Here is a 16,925-nt window from a genome sequence, read left to right on the forward strand (position 1 = left end):
GCACAATGCTGGCGCTGGCCGGGCCGGCCGGCGCCGCCACCGTCAGCATGGCCTTCGGCGACAATCTGCCGCCCTTTATATTGGTGCGCGAGGACGCCGGCATCGAAGTGGAGGTGGTGCGCGAGGCGCTGGCCTACCGCGGCCACGTGCTGCGGGCGCGCTATCTGCCGATGGGCCGCATCCCGCTCACGTTCAAGACGGGCGGGGTCGACGCCATCATGATGGACGTCGGCGAGGACATGACGCGCTACGGCGGCCACTACGGCGCCGCGCCGGTCATCTACGACAATGTGTTCTACACGCTCGCCGGCCGCAAGATACAGTTGCGCAAGCCGCAGGACTTGCGGGGCCGCAGCGTGATCGCCTTCGTCGGCGCCGCCGCGCGCTACCCGAACTGGCTGCAGCCGCTGGTCTCCAGCCCCGACTACGTCGAGAACAACCACCAGGAGGCCCAGCCGCAGTTGCTGGCGCTGGGGCGCTACGAGGTGGTGCTGAGCGACCGCAGCATCTTCCAGTACTACACGCGCCTGCTCAAGCAGCGCCAGCCGGGCTTCGTGATGCCGGCGCTGGACGAGCACAGCTTCATCCGCGCCGACCCCAACGACTACCGCCCGGTGTTCCGCGACGCCGCCATCCGCGACGACTTCAACGCCGGCCTGGCGCAGCTGCACAAGAGCGGCCGTTACCGGGCGATCTACGACAAATACCTGAAGGATTGACGGCGATAGGCAACTCATCGCCGGCTTGGTATGATCTGCATTTCCAAGCGCTACCACCACGACAGGAGAGATGGATGAATCTGAACGCTATCGGCAAGACCTTGAGCATCGCCGCCCTGCTGGCCGCAGTCGGCGCCGCGCAGGCGCAGGAGGTTGTCCGGCTCGGCAACCTGAAGTTCGCCCACTACGGCGCCGTCTCCTACATCAAGGAGATCGCCCCCAAGTGCGGCATCAAGGTCGAGGAACGGGTGTTCGCCAAGGGACTGGACGTGATGCAGGGGATTATCGCCGGTGAGCTCGACGTCGGCACCACCGCCTCGGAGGCGGCCATTTCCGGCCGCGCCAGCGGCGCGCCCATCTTCGTCGTCGCCGGTTTCGCCAAGGGCGGCGCACGCCTGGTCGGGCGCGCCGACCTGAAGCTGAAAAGCGTCAAGGACCTCAAGGGCAAGAAGGTCGGCGTCACGCGCGGCGGCATCCAGGAAGTGCTGCTGCTGGCCGAGCTGCAACAGGCCGGCCTGTCCGCGTCCGACCAGCCGGGCAAGGATGTGCAGCTGATCTACCTGGCCTACGCCGACCTGAACCAGGCGCTGCTGGGCAAGAACATCGACGCCATGATGAACTCCGAGCCGCAGTCTTCGCAATCGATCAACAAGGGCTACGGCAACGAGATCCTCAAGCCCTACGACACCCCGATCGGCGAGCCGATCCGCACCATGGTGATGACCGAGAAGTTCTACAAGGAGAAGCGCCCGCTGGCCGAGAAGTTCATGCGCTGCTTCGTCGAGGCCACCAAGACCTTCATCGAGCAGCCGGCCGTGGCCGAGAAGTATGTGCGCGAGACGGTATTCAAGGGCCAGATCAGCAAGGACGACTTCGACGACGCCATCGGCAATTCGCCGTATTCCTACGACATCACGCCCGAGCACATCCAGATCACCACCGACGTCATGTTCAAGACCGGCGTCGGCCGCATGAGCAAGCCGCCGGCCGCCAGGGAATGGGTCAAGACCGATTTGCTGGACGCCGCCAAGAAAAGCCTGGGCGTCAAGTAAATGGCCAAGTTCAAGCTGAAGGAGGCCGGTGTCGGCCTGATCGTGCCGGCGCTGGCGATCGGCGTCTGGCAGCTGGTGTCGATGAAGGGCTGGGTCAATCCGCAGATGCTGCCGTCGCCGCTGGCGGTGCTGGAACGCTGGATCGCCTATCTGCTGCCGATCCAGCCGTACAGCCCGGAGCAGGGCAGCTGGCTGCTGTGGGCCGTGTCGGGCGAGCTGATCGTCGACGCCCTCGGCAGCCTGTACCGCGTGGTGGTCGGCTTCGCCATCGGCGCCGCGCTGGCGCTGCCGCTGGGCCTGGTGATGGGCGCCAGCCAGACCGTGTACGCCTGGCTCAACCCGCTGATGCAGCTGCTGCGGCCGATTCCGCCGATCGCCTACATCCCCCTGTCGATCCTGTGGTTCGGCCTGGGCAATCCGCCGGCCATCTTCCTGATCGTGCTGGGCGCCTTCTTCCCGGTGCTGATGAACACCATCGCCGGCGTGCGCCAGGTCGACAGCATCTACCTGCGCGCGGCGCGCAACCTCGGCGCCGGCGGCAGCACCATGTTCCTGCGGGTGATACTGCCGGCCGCCGTGCCGTATATATTGTCCGGCGTGCGGATCGGCATCGGCACCGCCTTCATCGTGGTGATCGTGTCCGAGATGATCGCCGTGAACAACGGCCTGGGCTTCCGCATCCTGGAGGCGCGCGAGTACTTCTGGTCGGACAAGATCATGGCCGGCATGATCACCATCGGCCTGATCGGCCTGATCATCGACACCGCCGTCAACCAGCTGAACAACCATCTGCTGCGCTGGCACCGCGGCCTGGAGAACTGATGAACCCGTCCCACATCGTCGTATCGAAGGTCAGCAAGGTGTTCCAGACCGCCGATCAGCGCCAACTGGTGGCGCTCAAGGACATCGAGCTGGAAATCCCGCAGGGCCAGTTCGTCTGCCTGCTGGGGCCGTCGGGCTGCGGCAAGTCCACGCTGCTGAACGCGATCGCCGGCTTCGCGCTGCCCAGCGCCGGCCGCATCATCGCCGACGGCAAGGAAGTGACGGCGCCCGGTCCCGAGCGCGGCATGGTGTTCCAGGAATACGCGCTGTTCCCGTGGATGACGGTGGAAAAGAACATCGCCTTCGGCCTGGAAATCAAGGGCCTGCCGCAGGCGCAGATCACGGCCAAGGTCGACCAGCTGCTGGGCATGCTGTCGCTGAGCGACTTCAAGCACCGCTTCCCGAAGGACCTGTCGGGCGGCATGCGCCAGCGGGTCGCCATCGCCCGCGTGCTGGCGCTGGACTCGCCGATCATGCTGATGGACGAGCCGTTCGGCGCGCTCGACGCGCTGACGCGCCGCAACCTGCAGGACGAGCTGCTGCGCATCTGGGCCGAGCTGAAGAAGACCATCATCTTCGTCACCCACAGCATCGAGGAGGCGATCTACCTGGCCGACCGCATCGTGGTGATGACCTACCGTCCCGGCACCGTCAAGCGCGACCTGGTGGTGGAACTGCCGCGCATGCGCGATCCGGCCTCCGCCGAGTTCAACGCCCTCAAGCGCGAACTGGGCCAACTGGTGATGGAAGAACAGCAACGCCATCACAACGACGAGCTGCGCATGGCAGCCGTCGACTGAGCGATGGTGTAAACTGAAGGACATGCAGACTTCCTTACTCTTCGCAGCCATCGCGCTGTACCTCCTCTGTGCGGTGCTGCCGTCGCGCCGCGCCGTCCTGATTTCCGGCTTGACGGCCGCCGCCTGGCTGCTGCACGGCGCCGGCCTGTGGTCCGAGGTGGCGGGTTTCCCCGGCACCAGCGCCGGCTCGATCCGCATCGGCTTCGCCGCCATGCTGTCGTCGGCGCTGTGGGTGTCGGTGGCCGCGTACTGGATCGAAAACCAGAACTTCAGCCTGGACGGCATGCGCCGCCTGGTCATGCCGAACGCGGCGCTGGCGGCCGCGCTGCAGGTGGGTTTCCCCGGCAGCGTGATCCCGCTGGAGGACAAGTCGCCGCTGTTCGGCTGGCACATCGCCATCGCCACGCTGGCCTACAGCACGCTGACGGTGGCCGCCTTCCACGCGGTGCTGATGGCCTTGCAGGAAAAGCGCCTGCATGCCGGCACCGACAGCAAGAGCTTCATGTCCGGCGCGCTGGATCGCCTGCCGGCGCTGCTGACGATGGAAAAACTGTTGTTCCGCATGATAGGTATCGGCTTCGCTTTGCTCAGTCTGACGGTGTTATCGGGTATCGTGTTCTCCGAACAGCTGTTCGGCCAGGCCCTCAAGTGGGACCACAAGTCGGTGTTCACGCTGATGTCTTGGGTGCTGTTCGCCTCGCTGCTGGCGGGGCGCCGCTTCCGCGGCTGGCGCGGCAAGACCGCGCTGAGCTTCACCCTGGCCGGTTTCGCCACCTTGTTGCTGGCCTACGTCGGCAGTCGTTTTGTGTTTGAAGTGGTTTTGCATAAGGGTTGGGCATGAGCCGTATTATCTTTTGGTTGGCCTTGGTGTTCCTGGTGATCTTCGCCGTCCGCAGCAAGATCCGCGAGGCGCAGAAGCGCCACCAGCAGCAGTTCCGCGAGCCGCAGCAGCCTGCCGGCGGCGGCGCGCGCGCCAGTGAAAAGGTCGTGGCCGAGGCCGAGACCATGCTGCAGTGCGCCCATTGCGGCATCTTCTATCCGGCATCGGAATCCGTGCAGGCGCGCGGCCGCGACTATTGCAGCGCGGCCCACGCCACGCTGCCGGCCGCATAAGGCATAGCGCGTGATCGCGCGCCTGCAAGCCCTGTCGGCCGAATCGCGCGCAACCTTCTGGCGTTCGTTGCAGACGCTCAACGCGACCCGGGTGGTGATCGCGCTGGTGCTGCTGGTCTACCTCAGCTTCGACAACCACGGCCTGCGCGCCTCCGGCCCCTATCTCTACCTGCAGATCTGCCTGATCTACCTCGGCCTGGCGATCGTGTTCGCGCTGACGGCGGTCTACTGGCAGCGCCGCTTCCTGTTGCAGCTGCTGTCGCAGATCGCCTGCGACCTGGCCATCATCTCGCTGCTGTACATGGCCGGCGGCGGCTTGCGCAGCGGCCTGGCCATCCTCTATCTGTTCCCGCTGGCCGGTTCGGCCATCCTGGCGCCGTTGATGCTGTCGCTGTTCTGCGCCGCGCTGGTGGCGCTGTTCATGCTGGCCGAATCGACCTGGCGGGTGTTCATGATGGAGGGCGACCAGCCCTATCTGCAGGCGGGCCTGTTCGGCGCGGCCTTCTTCGCCGCGGTGTTGGTGGTCAACCGCATGGCGGCCAAGTTGATCGGCCAGGAGGAACTGGCGATCCAGCGCGGCGTCGAGATCGGCGTGCAGCAGGCCGTCAACCGGCTGGTGATGGCCAACGTCGGCGACGGCATCCTGGTGGTCGATCCCGACGGCCAGGTGTTCGCCGGCAATCCGGCGGCGCAGCAGATGCTGGGCATGGTCGGCCCCGAGATGAAGTTCCACCTGTCGGCCGCCGCCGCGCTGGCGCCGCTGGCGCAAGCCTATGCCGAGTGGCGCGCCGACGCCGCGCGCAGCACCTCCTACGTCACCATCAAGCCATACGCCGAGGCGGCGCTGCAGGACGTGACGGCCGCCTGGAGCGCGCGCCGCGACCTGGCCGCGCATCTGAAGGTGCGCTTCGCGGCGGTCAACACGGCCGGCCTGGGCACCGAGCGCTGCGTGATCTTCTTGCAGGACGTGACCGGCATCGAAAACCAGGCGCAGCAACTGAAGCTGGCGTCGATGGGGCGGCTCACCGCCAGCATCGCGCACGAGGTGCGCAATCCGCTGTCGGCCATCGGCCACGCCACCGCGCTGCTGGGCGAGGACCTCGACAGCACGGTCCACCTGCGGCTGCTGAAGATCGTCGGCGACAACGTGGCGCGGGTCAACCGCATGGTCGAGGACATCCTGCAGTTGTCGCGCAAGGTGCAGCCGCACAGCGAGCCGCTGGCGCTGGACGTCTTCCTGGCCGAACTGAAAACCGAATTCATCGAGACCCACGGCCTGACGCCGGACATCATCGGCGCCTCGGCGCCGGCCGGCACGCTGGTGCGCTTCGACGCGCTGCACCTGCGCGAGGTGGTGCTCAACCTGCTCAACAACGCGGTGCGCTACGCCAGCGGCGGGCCGGACTCGATCCGCATGGAGCTGGTGAGCGACAAGGCGCACAGGATGGAACTGCACGTGCAGGACGACGGCCCCGGCATCTCGCCCGAGGTGCGCGCCCACCTGTTTGAGCCGTTTTACACCACATCCAGCAAGGGCACGGGGCTGGGACTATATCTGGCGCGCGAATTGTGTTTGAATAACGAGGCGCGGCTGGACTACGAATATCGTTTTGATATCAAAGCCAGCCCCGATGGGACTCCCCGCTCGCGCGGGCGATTTGTAATCACCTTCGCCCATCCGGCGCAGACGTAGAAAGGCTGTTCGATGAGTGCTAGAGGTTCCCAACGCGCGCCCCGCGTGCTGGTGGTCGACGACGAGGCCGACCTGCGCGAGCTGCTGGAACTGACCCTGCTGAAAATGGGCCTGGACGTCGACAGCGCCGCCACGCTGGCGCAGGCGCGCGGCCTGTTGGCCACGCCGGAACGCGAGTACCAGCTGGTGCTGACCGACATGCGCCTGCCCGACGGCCTGGGGCTGGAGCTGGTGCGCGAAGTGAGCGCCGCCTACAAGAACACGCCGATCGCGGTGGTGACGGCCTTCGGCAGCGCTGACAACGCCGTCATCGCGCTCAAGGCCGGCGCCTTCGACTACATCTCCAAGCCGGTGGCGCTGGACCAGCTGCGGGTGATGGTGCAGTCGGCGCTGCGGCTGAACGCCGAGCCGCCGCCGGGCGAAGCGCCCAGCGCCGAACCGGCGGCCAGCCGGCTGAAGGGCGAATCGGCCGTGATCCAGGCGCTGCGCGCGCAGATCGCGCGGCTGGCGCGCTCGATGGCGCCGATCGCCATCAACGGCGAATCGGGCAGCGGCAAGGAACTGGCCGCGCGCGAGATCCACGCCCAGAGTTCGCGCAACGGCAAGCCCTTCATCGCCGTCAACTGCGGCGCCATTCCGGAGGCGCTGATGGAGGCCGAGTTCTTCGGCTACCGCAAGGGCGCCTTCACCGGCGCGGCCGATGAGCGGGACGGCTTCTTCCAGGCGGCCAACGGCGGCACCCTGATGCTCGACGAGGTGGCCGACCTGCCGCTGGCGATGCAGGTCAAGCTGCTGCGGGCGATCCAGGAGCGGCGCGTGCGCAAGATCGGCGCCACCGCCGAGGAGCCGGTCGACGTGCGTATTATTAGTGCGACCCACAAGAACCTGGCGCAGTGCGTGGAGCAGGGCAGCTTCCGCCAGGATCTGTTCTACCGCCTGAACGTGATTGAACTGAGCCTGCCGCCGCTGCGCGAACGGCTCGACGACCTGGCCGTGCTGACCGGCGCCATCCTGGACCGGCTGGGCACCTTCGAACACCAGGTGCGGCTGGGCGAGGGTGTGCTCGATGCGCTGCGCGGCTACTCCTTTCCCGGCAATGTGCGTGAGCTGGAAAACATCCTGGAGCGGGCGCTGGCCTTCGCCAACGACGGCGTGATCGAGGTGGCCGACCTGGCGCTGAAGGGCGCGCGCATGGTTGAAGCGAGCGTGCCGCTGCCGACGCCGGCGCTGCCGCTGTCGACTTGGAACCTGGCCGCCACCGAGGCCGCCGCGCTGGGCGTGGCGCCTTTGCCGTCGCCGCCGCCGGCCGAGCCGGCGCCGCCCGCCACTGGTACGCTGCCGTTGCCGCACCTGGACGCGCTGCCCAGCAGCCTGCCGGACTACCTGAACCAGGTCGAGCGCGACATCATCCTGCGGGCGCTGGCGCAGACCCAGTTCAACCGCACCCAGGCCGCCCAGCTGCTGGGCATCAGCTTCCGCCAGCTGCGCTACCAGATGCAGAAGCTGAACATCCAGGAGCCGGAGGCGTGACGCCGCCGGCACTGGGCGCGGACGGCTGGTGGCTGCCGGCGCTGCGCTACGACAGTCCGCATGCCGACTGCCGTCCCGACCCGGCCGACATCACGCTGCTGGTGATCCACAACATCTCGCTGCCGGGCGGGCGTTTCGGCGGTCCGCACGTGTCCGACCTGTTCAGCGGCCGCTTGGACTATAATACTGACCCCTCGTTCGCCGACCTGCGGGGGTTGAAAGTGTCGAGCCATTTTTTCATCCGCCGTGACGGCCGCGTGGTGCAGTATGTTTCTGCCAACGAACGGGCCTGGCACGCGGGGCTGTCGTCGTTCCGGGGACGGCAGAAGTGCAACGATTATTCGATCGGCGTGGAGCTGGAGGGCACCGACGACAGCGGCTACGAGCCGGCCCAGTACCAGGCGCTGGCGGCGCTGACGCTGGCGCTGCAAACGCGCTATCCGCTGACCGATGTGCAGGGCCATGAACACATCGCGCCGGGCCGGAAAACCGATCCGGGACCGTTGTTTGATTGGGAATGTTATCGGAAAAGCTGGCAGGCCCTGCTTAATCAAAAGGCAGCGGAAGAGCTCGCGTTAGTGGGCGCTAGCGCCGGACTACGCTTTGCAAAAGGGCTTCCGTAAAGTCAACAGAAAAATTGCCCTTTAAGGCAAAATTTCCACTTGTCTTACCCTGACCTGACCACTACAATCAGTGTATCGATTCACACCAATCACTAGATATAGTAGTTCTCATGACACTGGTTCTTAAACTATTTACAAGCCGACAAGGCCAGTTCACCACCCATTTTATTGCAGTTTAACCAGCCAGGCAGGTTTTGGCCGGTCGCTTCATTTTGGCCTTTTTTCATACAACATTACGTCGCGCAGCACTGACTGCACGCTGTTATCGGGGAGCTTAAATGCAATCTACTCAAGACATCACCATCAATCCAGCGCTGGTACCAGCAGCCGCTGCGAGCACCGCCAGCAGCCCGGTCACGGCCGCCAGCGACCTCGGTGACTACCGCATCATCCGCCGTAACGGCGCGGTCGTCGCGTTTGAACCGTCGAAAATCGCCATCGCCGTGACCAAGGCCTTTTTGGCCGTTAACGGCGGCCAGGGCGCAGCTTCGGCGCGCGTGCGCGAATTGGTAGAACAGCTGACCGCCAGCGTGGTCACCGCGCTGGTGCGCCGCCAGCCATCGGGCGGCACCTTCCACATCGAAGACGTGCAAGACCAGGTTGAACTGGCGCTGATGCGCTCCGGCGAACACGATGTCGCCCGCGCCTACGTGCTGTATCGCGCCAAGCATATGGAAGAGCGCCGCGCCGCCAAGGAAGCGCAAGGCGCCTCCGCCGCGATCGACGCGCCGCAGATCCACGTGGTTGAAAACGGCGAGCGCAAGCTGCTGGACATGAGCCGCGTCACCGGTTTGATCAACGCCGCCTGCATCGGCCTGGAAAAGCACGTCGACGCCGACGCCATCCTGGCCGAGACGCTGAAGAACCTGTACGACGGCGTTCCGGTCGAAGAGCTGCACAAGTCCGCCATCCTGGCCGCCCGCGCGCTGATGGAAAAAGACCCGGCCTACTCGCAAGTGACGGCCCGCATCCTGCTGCACACGATCCGCAAGGAAGTCTTCGGCAAGGAAGTCGCGCAGGGCGCCGCCGCCGCCGAATACGTGAGCTACTTCCCGCAATACATCGCCAAGGGCATCGCCAACGAACTGCTGGACGTCAAACTGGCCGAGTTCGATCTGGCCCGCCTGGCCAAGGCGCTGGTCGCCGACCGCGACCTGCAGTTCGGCTACATCGGCCTGCAAACCCTGTACGACCGCTACTTCCTGCACGTGCGCGAAGTCCGCATCGAGATGCCGCAGGCGTTCTACATGCGCGTCGCCATGGGCCTGGCCCTGAACGAAAGCGACCGCGAAGCGCGCGCCATCGAGTTCTACAACCTGCTGTCGACCTTCGACTTCATGTCGTCGACCCCGACCTTGTTCAACTCGGGCACCCTGCGTTCGCAGCTGTCGTCGTGCTACCTGACCACCGTGTCGGACGACCTGGAAGGCATCTACGACGCCATCAAGGAAAACGCCCTGCTGGCCAAGTTCGCCGGCGGCCTGGGTAACGACTGGACCCCGGTGCGCGCACTGGGCGCCCACATCAAGGGCACCAACGGCAAGTCGCAAGGCGTGGTGCCGTTCCTGAAAGTGGTCAACGACACCGCCGTCGCGGTCAACCAGGGCGGCAAGCGCAAGGGCGCGGTCTGCGCCTACCTGGAAACCTGGCACATGGACATCGAAGAGTTCCTGGACCTGCGCAAGAACACCGGCGACGACCGCCGCCGCACCCACGACATGAACACCGCCAACTGGATTCCGGACATGTTCATGAAGCGCGTGATGGAAAAAGGCGACTGGACCCTGTTCTCGCCATCGGACACCCCTGACCTGCACGACCTGGTCGGCAAGGCCTTCGAAAAAGCCTACCTGGGCTACGAAGCCAAGGCCGCCGCCGGCGAAATCCGCGTGTTCAAGAAGATCGCCGCGCTGGACCTGTGGCGCAAGATGCTGTCGATGCTGTTCGAAACCGGCCACCCATGGATCACCTTCAAGGACCCATGCAACATCCGTTCGCCACAGTCGCACGTCGGCATGGTCCACAGCTCCAACCTGTGCACCGAGATCACGCTCAACACCGGTCCTGACGAAATCGCCGTCTGCAACCTGGGTTCGGTCAACATGCCGGCCCATATGAAAGAGGGCAAGCTCGATCACGTCAAGCTGAAGAAGACCATCCGCACCGCGATGCGCATGCTCGACAATGTGATCGACATCAATTACTACGCCGTCGACAAAGCGCGCAACGCTAATATGCGTCACCGTCCGGTGGGCCTGGGCGTGATGGGCTTCCAGGACTGCCTGCACATGATGCGCATTCCGTTCTCGTCGAACGAAGCCGTGTCCTTCGCCGACACCTCGATGGAAGCGGTGTGCTACTACGCCTACCTGGCCTCGACCGAACTGGCCGAAGAACGCGGCCACTATCAGTCGTACAAAGGCTCGCTGTGGGATCGCGGCATCCTGCCGCAGGATTCGATCAAGCTGCTGGCCGACGAACGCGGCGGCTACCTGGAGCAGGATACCTCGGCCGCCATGGACTGGACCCCGGTGCGCGACCGCATCAAGAAGTTCGGCATGCGTAACTCGAACTGCGTGGCGATCGCTCCGACCGCGACCATTTCGAATATCATTGGCGTGTCGGCCTGCATCGAACCGACCTTCCAGAACCTGTATGTGAAGTCCAACCTGTCGGGCGAGTTCACCGAGATCAACGCCTACCTGGTGCGCGACCTGAAGGCGCGCGACCTGTGGGACGAGGTGATGATCTCCGACCTGAAGTACTTCGACGGTTCGCTGGCCAAGATCGACCGCATCCCGCAAGACCTGCGTGACATTTATGCAACCGCGTTCGAAGTGTCGCCGACCTGGCTGGTGGAAGCCGCATCGCGCCGCCAGAAGTGGATCGACCAGGCGCAGTCGCTGAACATCTACATGGCCGGCGCGTCGGGCAAGAAGCTGGACGAGACCTACAAGCTGGCATGGCTGCGTGGCCTGAAAACCACCTACTACCTGCGCACCATCGCCGCCACCCACACGGAGAAATCGACCTCCAAGACCGGCGCGCTGAACGCGGTGGCGGTGGACGGCGGCATGTCGGCCAGCGCCATGTCGGCGGCCGGTCCGGCGACGGCGGCCCTGGCCGGTTCGGCGGCATCGGCATCGTCGGTGGCGCAAGCCGAAGCCGACGGCGCGGCCTGCTACCTGCGTCCGGGCGACGACGGCTTCGAGGAATGCGAAGCTTGCCAGTAAAAACGTACTAATATAGAGAGTGAACCGTCCCGGCCCGTCCGGGCGGTTCTTTTTACACCGAATTCAGAAGGAAACCACCATGTCGCTGTCCTGGGACGAAGAGGCCGCATCGGCCGCACCGCAAGCTGTCAATCAAGCCGCACTGGCCACCGGCGAAGCCAACGCCGAGCAAGTCGCGCGTCGCGTCAATGCCGACGACAAGCGCATCATCAACGGCAAAACCGACGTCAACCAGCTGGTGCCGTTCAAGTACAAGTGGGCGTGGGACAAATACCTGGCCGGCTGCGCCAACCACTGGATGCCGCAGGAAGTGAACATGCAGCGCGATATCGAGCTGTGGAAGAACCCCAACGGCCTGACCGAGGACGAGCGTCGTCTGGTCAAGCGCAACCTGGGCTTCTTCGTCACCGCCGACTCGCTGGCCGCCAACAACATCGTGCTGGGCACCTACCGCCACATCACCGCCCCCGAGTGCCGCCAGTACCTGCTGCGCCAGGCGTTCGAAGAGGCGATCCACACCCACGCCTACCAGTACATCGTCGAGTCGCTGGGCCTGGACGAGGGCGAGATCTTCAACGCCTACAACGAAGTGAAGTCGATCCGCGACAAGGACGAGTTCCTGATCCCGTTCATCAACACGTTGACCGACCCGGCCTTCACCACCGGCACCGTGCACAACGACCAGCAGCTGCTGAAGTCGCTGATCGTGTTCGCCTGCCTGATGGAAGGCCTGTTCTTCTACGTCGGCTTCACCCAGATCCTGGCGCTGGGCCGCCAGAACAAGATGATGGGCGCCGCCGAGCAGTACCAGTACATCCTGCGCGACGAGTCGATGCATTGCAACTTCGGCATCGATCTGATCAACACGATCAAGATGGAAAACCCGCTGCTGTGGACGCCTGCGTTCAAGGAAGAGATCAAGCAGCTGTTCCTGCAGGCCGTGGACCTGGAGTACGCCTACGCCGAAGACACCATGCCACGCGGCGTGCTGGGCCTGAACGCCACCATGTTCAAGGGCTACCTGCGCTTCATCGCCAACCGCCGCGCCACCCAGATCGGCCTGGAGACGTTGTTCGAGCAGGAAGACAACCCGTTCCCATGGATGAGCGAGATGATCGACCTGAAGAAGGAACGCAACTTCTTCGAGACCCGCGTCATCGAATACCAGACCGGCGGCGCGCTGAACTGGGATTAAACGCCCGATGGCTGCCAGCCATCAAAAAACGGACTCCTCGGAGTCCGTTTTTTTTATGCGCGCTTAGAAGTTCAGCGTGACGACCCCCTCGCCGCTGCTGTGCAGCGTGGCGCTGCCGTCGCTGGTTTCCGTCAGCTGGAAGCGGGTGCCGCCGGCCACCGTGGTGGTCAGCAGGGCAAAGGCCGCATCCGGCTTCAGGCCGGTGGCCAGGATGGACGGCTGGCTCAGGTCGGCCACGAAGGACAAGCTGGCCGCCGGCGCGCTGTTGCGGTTGAACAGGATCACGGTGCTGGTGCCCAGCCGCACGGCTTCGGTGTCGCTATCTGCCACCAGACGCTGGGCGGACGGCATGGCGGACAGGCCGCTGCCATTGTCGTTGTCGGCCACGCCGATGACATGCAGGAAGTATTGCGGTACATTGGCCTGCGAAGCGGGGCCGCCGACCTCCAGTCGCCAGGCGCCATAGTCAGCCTTGGCGATATTGAATTTATCGGCCTCCGCAAGCGGCGCATAGTTACGCCAGACGGCGCTGCCGGAACTCATGTCGCGTACGGTGAAGCGGCAATCGTTCGCCACGCCACCGTCGCCTCCCGTCATCACTTGCTTGACTTGCGGACAACTGGCCGAGGTCCCTCCCACCTTTAGCACCGTCGCATTTTCCGGCAGCAGCGTCTCGATGGTGGCCATGCCGCCTTGGTTGCGGACTGTGACTTGCCGCGCCGCGCCGTCGGCAAAGGCCAGCCGGTACCTGCCGCTGAGCTGGTCCGTTGCGCCGACCGCAGCGGCCGGTTCGTTCGTCATGTGCAGCAGGAAGGTGGTTTCCAGCCCGCTCGTGGCAGGACGCACGGTGTCGAACACCAACGTGACAGGAGCGCCCCAGAATGGGCTGGAAGGCAGGAAGATCAGGCTGCGCAGGAAGCCGTTGGCCTGATCCAGCTTCACGCTCGAATATGCCTTGCTGGCATTGCCGCGCACATAGGTGTAGCGTGGGTCGTACTCGTAGTTGACGATGCCGTCCTGGTAGTTGATGCCGCCGGGCTGAATGTCGCCCAGCGTCGGGTACATCGTTTCCCGGGTCGGATACCACTGGCCGCCGTCGTTGCTATGTGTGATGTTGTTGCGCGTGAACTGTTCCTCCGGCTTGAAGACGGTGATCGTGTTGTGGGCGATGGTACGGATCGTGTAGTTATAACGGTGCGGCGTATTGTATTTGTCGTAAGCCCCCGAATCGAGCAGAAGCGGCGCCTTATAGTACAAGCTAAAACTGTTCTGGTCGAAGTGCTGGTGATTGTCGCTGGAGAAGTTCGACGCCTTGAAGTCGAGCACGGTGGCATTGGCGTAGTCCCAGCGGTCGCGCGCGATCACCAGCCCGCCCACGCGGAAGCGCTGCGACAGCGGCAGCGTGGAGATATCGCCCACCGGCGCGCTGTTCGCCTGCGGGAAGTAGAGCAGTTCCAGCAGATTGCTGGTCTGGCTGGCGCGGCTGCCCTGGATCTGCTGCCGGTAGAACGCTTGCGCGACACCGTCGCCGGCCTGGCTGGCCGCCATCAAGGCCAGCTTGGCGACCGCGATGTGGTTGCCGCTCAAATCGAAATTATCGCCCCGCGCCGGATAACTCAGGTTGCTGCGCAGGCCGTAAATATACGGGTAGATCATTTTATTTTGCCACTCGCCCTGGAACACCGCGGGACTCGAGCCGGTATCGAAGGCGCTGCGCCACAACTGCAGGGTCGCGGCCAGGTTGCCTTCCAGGCTGTAGCCAAAGCCCATCTGGTGGCCGCCGTCGATGGACACTTGCGCCTTCACCGGCCAGAAGCCCTGGTCGAAATGCGCGTACAGGGTGTCGATCAGCGGCAGCACTTCCGGATATTCGGCCGCGATGGCGAGCGCGCCGAAGGCTGCGCTGCCGATGTCGCTGATCTGGTGGCCGCCTATATAGTAGGGCGCCAGCGAGGGCACGTGCGGATTCGCGCTGCGGTTCCAGTTCCGGTAGTCGTAGATCGGCTTGACGACGCAGTCGACCACCGGATCGCTGGCGGGACGGATATTCAAAACGACTTTGTCGTTCTCGTCGGTCTTGTAATCGCAAAGGTAATTGCTCAAGTCCGTCTGGGTGACGCCGGACTGGATCGTCTTCTTGATAATGGTCGGGATCAGCGAGCGATAGACCGGCATGCCGCTCGATGAGGCGTCGTCCAATTCGTTATACAGCCAATCGTAGATGATGCCTAGCGCCGCCACCCTGCCGCCCATTGCGTACTCGCCGCCGGCGTTGGCGGGCAATATGTCGATCAGGTCGACGTATTTGCGGGCGGCGTCCAGGTACTTCCTGTCGCCGCCCAGCTTGTAGGCGAGCGCGAGCTGCTCGGCAATCTGGAAGATCGTATCCTGATTTCCGTTGGCGACATCGCACGCAGTTGGCTCCGTCGCAGGTGTCGCCGTCGGCACGCAAGCTGCCAGCGTGTTCCGGTAGTTGTTGACGTTGCCGATGAAGTCGCGCCAGCTCATGGCCATCATGCCCAGATCATCTTCCGGATGGTCGAAGATGGTCGCTCCCTGCAAGTCCCGCACCTTGAACTTGCCGACTTGCTCTCCATGGCGCGCGCCGATTTCAAAGATTTGCTCGTTGGCCTGCCAGTGTTCGGCCGGGGTGCCGACCATCCCCTTCCACTTCATGGTTATGGGCGTGCCGTAGTCGATGGCATAGCTGGCTTGGCGCTTTGCGCTGTCCCAGTTCAGCGCGATGTGAACTTTTGTATTCTGGCGTAATTTAATGGAGGTGTTGGCGACCCAGTCGCCTTTGATCGCACCGATCGTCTTCTGCAGCAATCCGAGTTGCAGACCAATGTCGCCATTGCCGTCGCTGGCATCCTCATGCCGGATAAGGATGCTGTTGTTGGTGCTGCCGACGATGCCGAAAATGGCATCGTTATTGTTATCGAAAGGTCCCTTCGCGCGCGGCGTCCAATCGAACTCGATGGTGCCGCCAGCTGCGGGGAAGTTGGCCGGCGCGATCGGCAGCCGGGTTTTCAAGCTGTCGAACCTGGCTTGGTTGACCATCAGGTGTGGATGGCCGGTGGTCAACGGCGCCGGTAATTGCGCGTGGCCGTAAGCGGCGGCCAGGCAAGCGCTCAGGCCTAGCCAGCGTAAGTGCCGCAAGTGATATGGCATGGATGCTCCGTGTGGAGAAGTGGAATAGGGTAGATGCTTTTTTTATAACTCGCGCAGACTAACATCAATCATCCGCTTCCACAATCCGCCCCACGCCAGCCGTTTGCTTTCGGCGGCGATGGCGCGGCTGATGGTCTTGATCGTGGCGGCGCGGATACCAGTCGCAGCTCATCGGCTACGAAGTTTTTTTGGCGTGGTCGTCGCAGATGTTGAAGACCGCATTGAAGACGCCGCGATCACATGGCAGATCGGCGACGCAAGTGACTAAGCGAGCGCTATGACGGAGGCGCATGGATCGCCGTGACGATGACGTACGCCATGACAGCGATAGCAGTTGGCACACGGCGCCCACGAGGAGCGATCCGAACGTGCTGGCGCCGACGAAGGCCGGTATGAAGACGGCTCATAGCGCAGCGGCGACTGGCCGCCGCGATTCAATAGCGTAAACAATCATCGCTTGATCAATGCCGCCGGTTCCGTGCCTGCCCCGCTGCGCGAGATGCGCGTGCGCGAGAACAGCGTCGCCGAGTTGACGGCCGATCGGCGCGTGGCCGAACGACGTGATCGATGGCGCGTGAAGAAGCGCTGCACCGGCGACATGAACGCGCCGCAAAAACGACGACGAGCGATGCGCGTGATCCGATCGCGCGACGCGTCTCGCACGCGCGCACGATGCGCGAACAGCGCCGCGATCCGCAGCGCAGCGCACCAGCAGCGGCGCACACCGCAGTATTGTGCTTGCCATTCGCCGCACTCTGTCTCATAATCGCGACGAAATTAAAACAGTGAGTAACGGCGGCGCGCAAGCGATGCGCAAGCGCTCTCGAATTCGGAAGTGGGTGGCGCGGATTTTTCGCCGGCGACGGCAGCGTCGCAGAAACCCAGACGGCACAAGGCGCGCTTTGAAGCACGCCTTTTTCGCGCGACACCGCGAACGTTTTTTTCGAACTCGATTGAGCGCGCACATCGCCGCG

The 16,925-nt window shown here is 64.1% G+C and carries 14 protein-coding genes; 13 read left to right on the forward strand and 1 reads right to left on the reverse strand.

Annotated features, from left to right (window positions below; translation table 11 throughout):
- The first annotated feature begins 5 nt into the window (after window positions 1-5).
- From KVP70_RS04805 to KVP70_RS04855, 11 genes are all read left to right on the forward strand, one after another.
- Window positions 6-719, forward strand: a complete 714-nt coding sequence (locus tag KVP70_RS04805) for a substrate-binding periplasmic protein (RefSeq protein WP_217940936.1) — start codon at window positions 6-8, stop codon at window positions 717-719.
- Window positions 720-793: 74 nt separating this feature from the next.
- On the forward strand, window positions 794-1,771 hold the full coding sequence (locus KVP70_RS04810; protein ID WP_217940937.1) for an ABC transporter substrate-binding protein: 978 nt from the start codon (window positions 794-796) through the stop codon (window positions 1,769-1,771).
- Complete coding sequence (locus KVP70_RS04815) at window positions 1,772-2,593, forward strand: ABC transporter permease (protein WP_217940938.1); 822 nt, start codon at window positions 1,772-1,774, stop codon at window positions 2,591-2,593. It begins immediately after the preceding gene.
- Window positions 2,593-3,393: an ABC transporter ATP-binding protein gene (locus KVP70_RS04820; RefSeq protein ID WP_217940939.1), complete on the forward strand. Its 801-nt coding sequence runs from the start codon at window positions 2,593-2,595 to the stop codon at window positions 3,391-3,393. The genes KVP70_RS04815 and KVP70_RS04820 overlap by 1 nt, the downstream gene beginning before the upstream one ends.
- Before the next feature lie 22 nt (window positions 3,394-3,415).
- Window positions 3,416-4,234: a cytochrome C assembly family protein gene (locus KVP70_RS04825; protein ID WP_217940940.1), complete on the forward strand. Its 819-nt coding sequence runs from the start codon at window positions 3,416-3,418 to the stop codon at window positions 4,232-4,234.
- On the forward strand, window positions 4,231-4,506 hold the full coding sequence (locus KVP70_RS04830; protein WP_217940941.1) for a PP0621 family protein: 276 nt from the start codon (window positions 4,231-4,233) through the stop codon (window positions 4,504-4,506). The genes KVP70_RS04825 and KVP70_RS04830 overlap by 4 nt, the downstream gene beginning before the upstream one ends.
- Before the next feature lie 10 nt (window positions 4,507-4,516).
- Window positions 4,517-6,199 (forward strand): sensor histidine kinase, encoded by a 1,683-nt coding sequence (locus tag KVP70_RS04835; RefSeq protein WP_217940942.1) that lies wholly within the window; start codon window positions 4,517-4,519, stop codon window positions 6,197-6,199.
- A 12-nt stretch (window positions 6,200-6,211) separates the two neighbouring features.
- Window positions 6,212-7,729 carry a sigma-54-dependent transcriptional regulator gene (locus KVP70_RS04840; protein WP_217940943.1) on the forward strand — a complete coding sequence of 506 codons (1,518 nt, stop codon included), beginning with the start codon at window positions 6,212-6,214 and terminating at the stop codon, window positions 7,727-7,729.
- Complete coding sequence (gene ampD, locus KVP70_RS04845; RefSeq protein ID WP_217940944.1) at window positions 7,726-8,352, forward strand: 1,6-anhydro-N-acetylmuramyl-L-alanine amidase AmpD; 627 nt, start codon at window positions 7,726-7,728, stop codon at window positions 8,350-8,352. The genes KVP70_RS04840 and ampD overlap by 4 nt, the downstream gene beginning before the upstream one ends.
- Window positions 8,353-8,630: 278 nt before the next feature.
- A complete protein-coding gene (locus KVP70_RS04850) occupies window positions 8,631-11,585 on the forward strand; it encodes a ribonucleoside-diphosphate reductase subunit alpha (protein ID WP_217940945.1) in 2,955 nt (984 codons plus the stop codon).
- A gap of 79 nt (window positions 11,586-11,664) precedes the next feature.
- Window positions 11,665-12,780, forward strand: a complete 1,116-nt coding sequence (locus KVP70_RS04855) for a ribonucleotide-diphosphate reductase subunit beta (protein WP_217940946.1) — start codon at window positions 11,665-11,667, stop codon at window positions 12,778-12,780.
- Between the two features lie 63 nt (window positions 12,781-12,843).
- Here KVP70_RS04855 and KVP70_RS04860 read toward each other — a convergent pair whose 3' ends face one another.
- Entirely contained in the window at window positions 12,844-15,951 is a 3,108-nt protein-coding gene (locus KVP70_RS04860) for a heparinase II/III domain-containing protein (protein WP_217940947.1), read from the reverse strand.
- Window positions 15,952-16,081: 130 nt separating this feature from the next.
- Between KVP70_RS04860 and KVP70_RS04865 the strand changes: the two genes are divergently transcribed.
- Both KVP70_RS04865 and KVP70_RS04870 read left to right on the forward strand, forming a co-directional pair.
- A complete protein-coding gene (locus tag KVP70_RS04865; protein ID WP_217940948.1) occupies window positions 16,082-16,219 on the forward strand; it encodes a hypothetical protein in 138 nt (45 codons plus the stop codon).
- A 189-nt stretch (window positions 16,220-16,408) separates the two neighbouring features.
- The gene (locus KVP70_RS04870) at window positions 16,409-16,717 is read left to right on the forward strand and encodes a hypothetical protein (RefSeq protein ID WP_217940949.1); all 309 of its coding nucleotides are present in this window, start codon (window positions 16,409-16,411) and stop codon (window positions 16,715-16,717) included.
- Window positions 16,718-16,925: the final 208 nt, after the last annotated feature.

Origin of the sequence: Duganella violaceipulchra (assembly GCF_019166075.1) — a bacterium.
Taxonomy (GTDB): domain Bacteria; phylum Pseudomonadota; class Gammaproteobacteria; order Burkholderiales; family Burkholderiaceae_D; genus Rugamonas; species Rugamonas violaceipulchra.

Excerpts from the sequence above, each read along its gene's own strand:
- KVP70_RS04805 (WP_217940936.1), top strand. The coding sequence starts at position 6 with ATGCTGGCGCTGGCCGGGCCGGCCGGCGCCGCCACCGTCAGCATGGCC.
- KVP70_RS04810 (WP_217940937.1), top strand. The coding sequence starts at position 794 with ATGAATCTGAACGCTATCGGCAAGACCTTGAGCATCGCCGCCCTGCTG.
- KVP70_RS04815 (WP_217940938.1), top strand. The coding sequence starts at position 1,772 with ATGGCCAAGTTCAAGCTGAAGGAGGCCGGTGTCGGCCTGATCGTGCCG.
- KVP70_RS04820 (WP_217940939.1), top strand. The coding sequence starts at position 2,593 with ATGAACCCGTCCCACATCGTCGTATCGAAGGTCAGCAAGGTGTTCCAG.
- KVP70_RS04825 (WP_217940940.1), top strand. The coding sequence starts at position 3,416 with ATGCAGACTTCCTTACTCTTCGCAGCCATCGCGCTGTACCTCCTCTGT.
- KVP70_RS04830 (WP_217940941.1), top strand. The coding sequence starts at position 4,231 with ATGAGCCGTATTATCTTTTGGTTGGCCTTGGTGTTCCTGGTGATCTTC.
- KVP70_RS04840 (WP_217940943.1), top strand. The coding sequence starts at position 6,212 with ATGAGTGCTAGAGGTTCCCAACGCGCGCCCCGCGTGCTGGTGGTCGAC.
- KVP70_RS04850 (WP_217940945.1), top strand. The coding sequence starts at position 8,631 with ATGCAATCTACTCAAGACATCACCATCAATCCAGCGCTGGTACCAGCA.
- KVP70_RS04855 (WP_217940946.1), top strand. The coding sequence starts at position 11,665 with ATGTCGCTGTCCTGGGACGAAGAGGCCGCATCGGCCGCACCGCAAGCT.
- KVP70_RS04860 (WP_217940947.1), bottom strand. The coding sequence starts at position 15,951 with ATGCCATATCACTTGCGGCACTTACGCTGGCTAGGCCTGAGCGCTTGC.
- KVP70_RS04865 (WP_217940948.1), top strand. The coding sequence starts at position 16,082 with ATGGTCTTGATCGTGGCGGCGCGGATACCAGTCGCAGCTCATCGGCTA.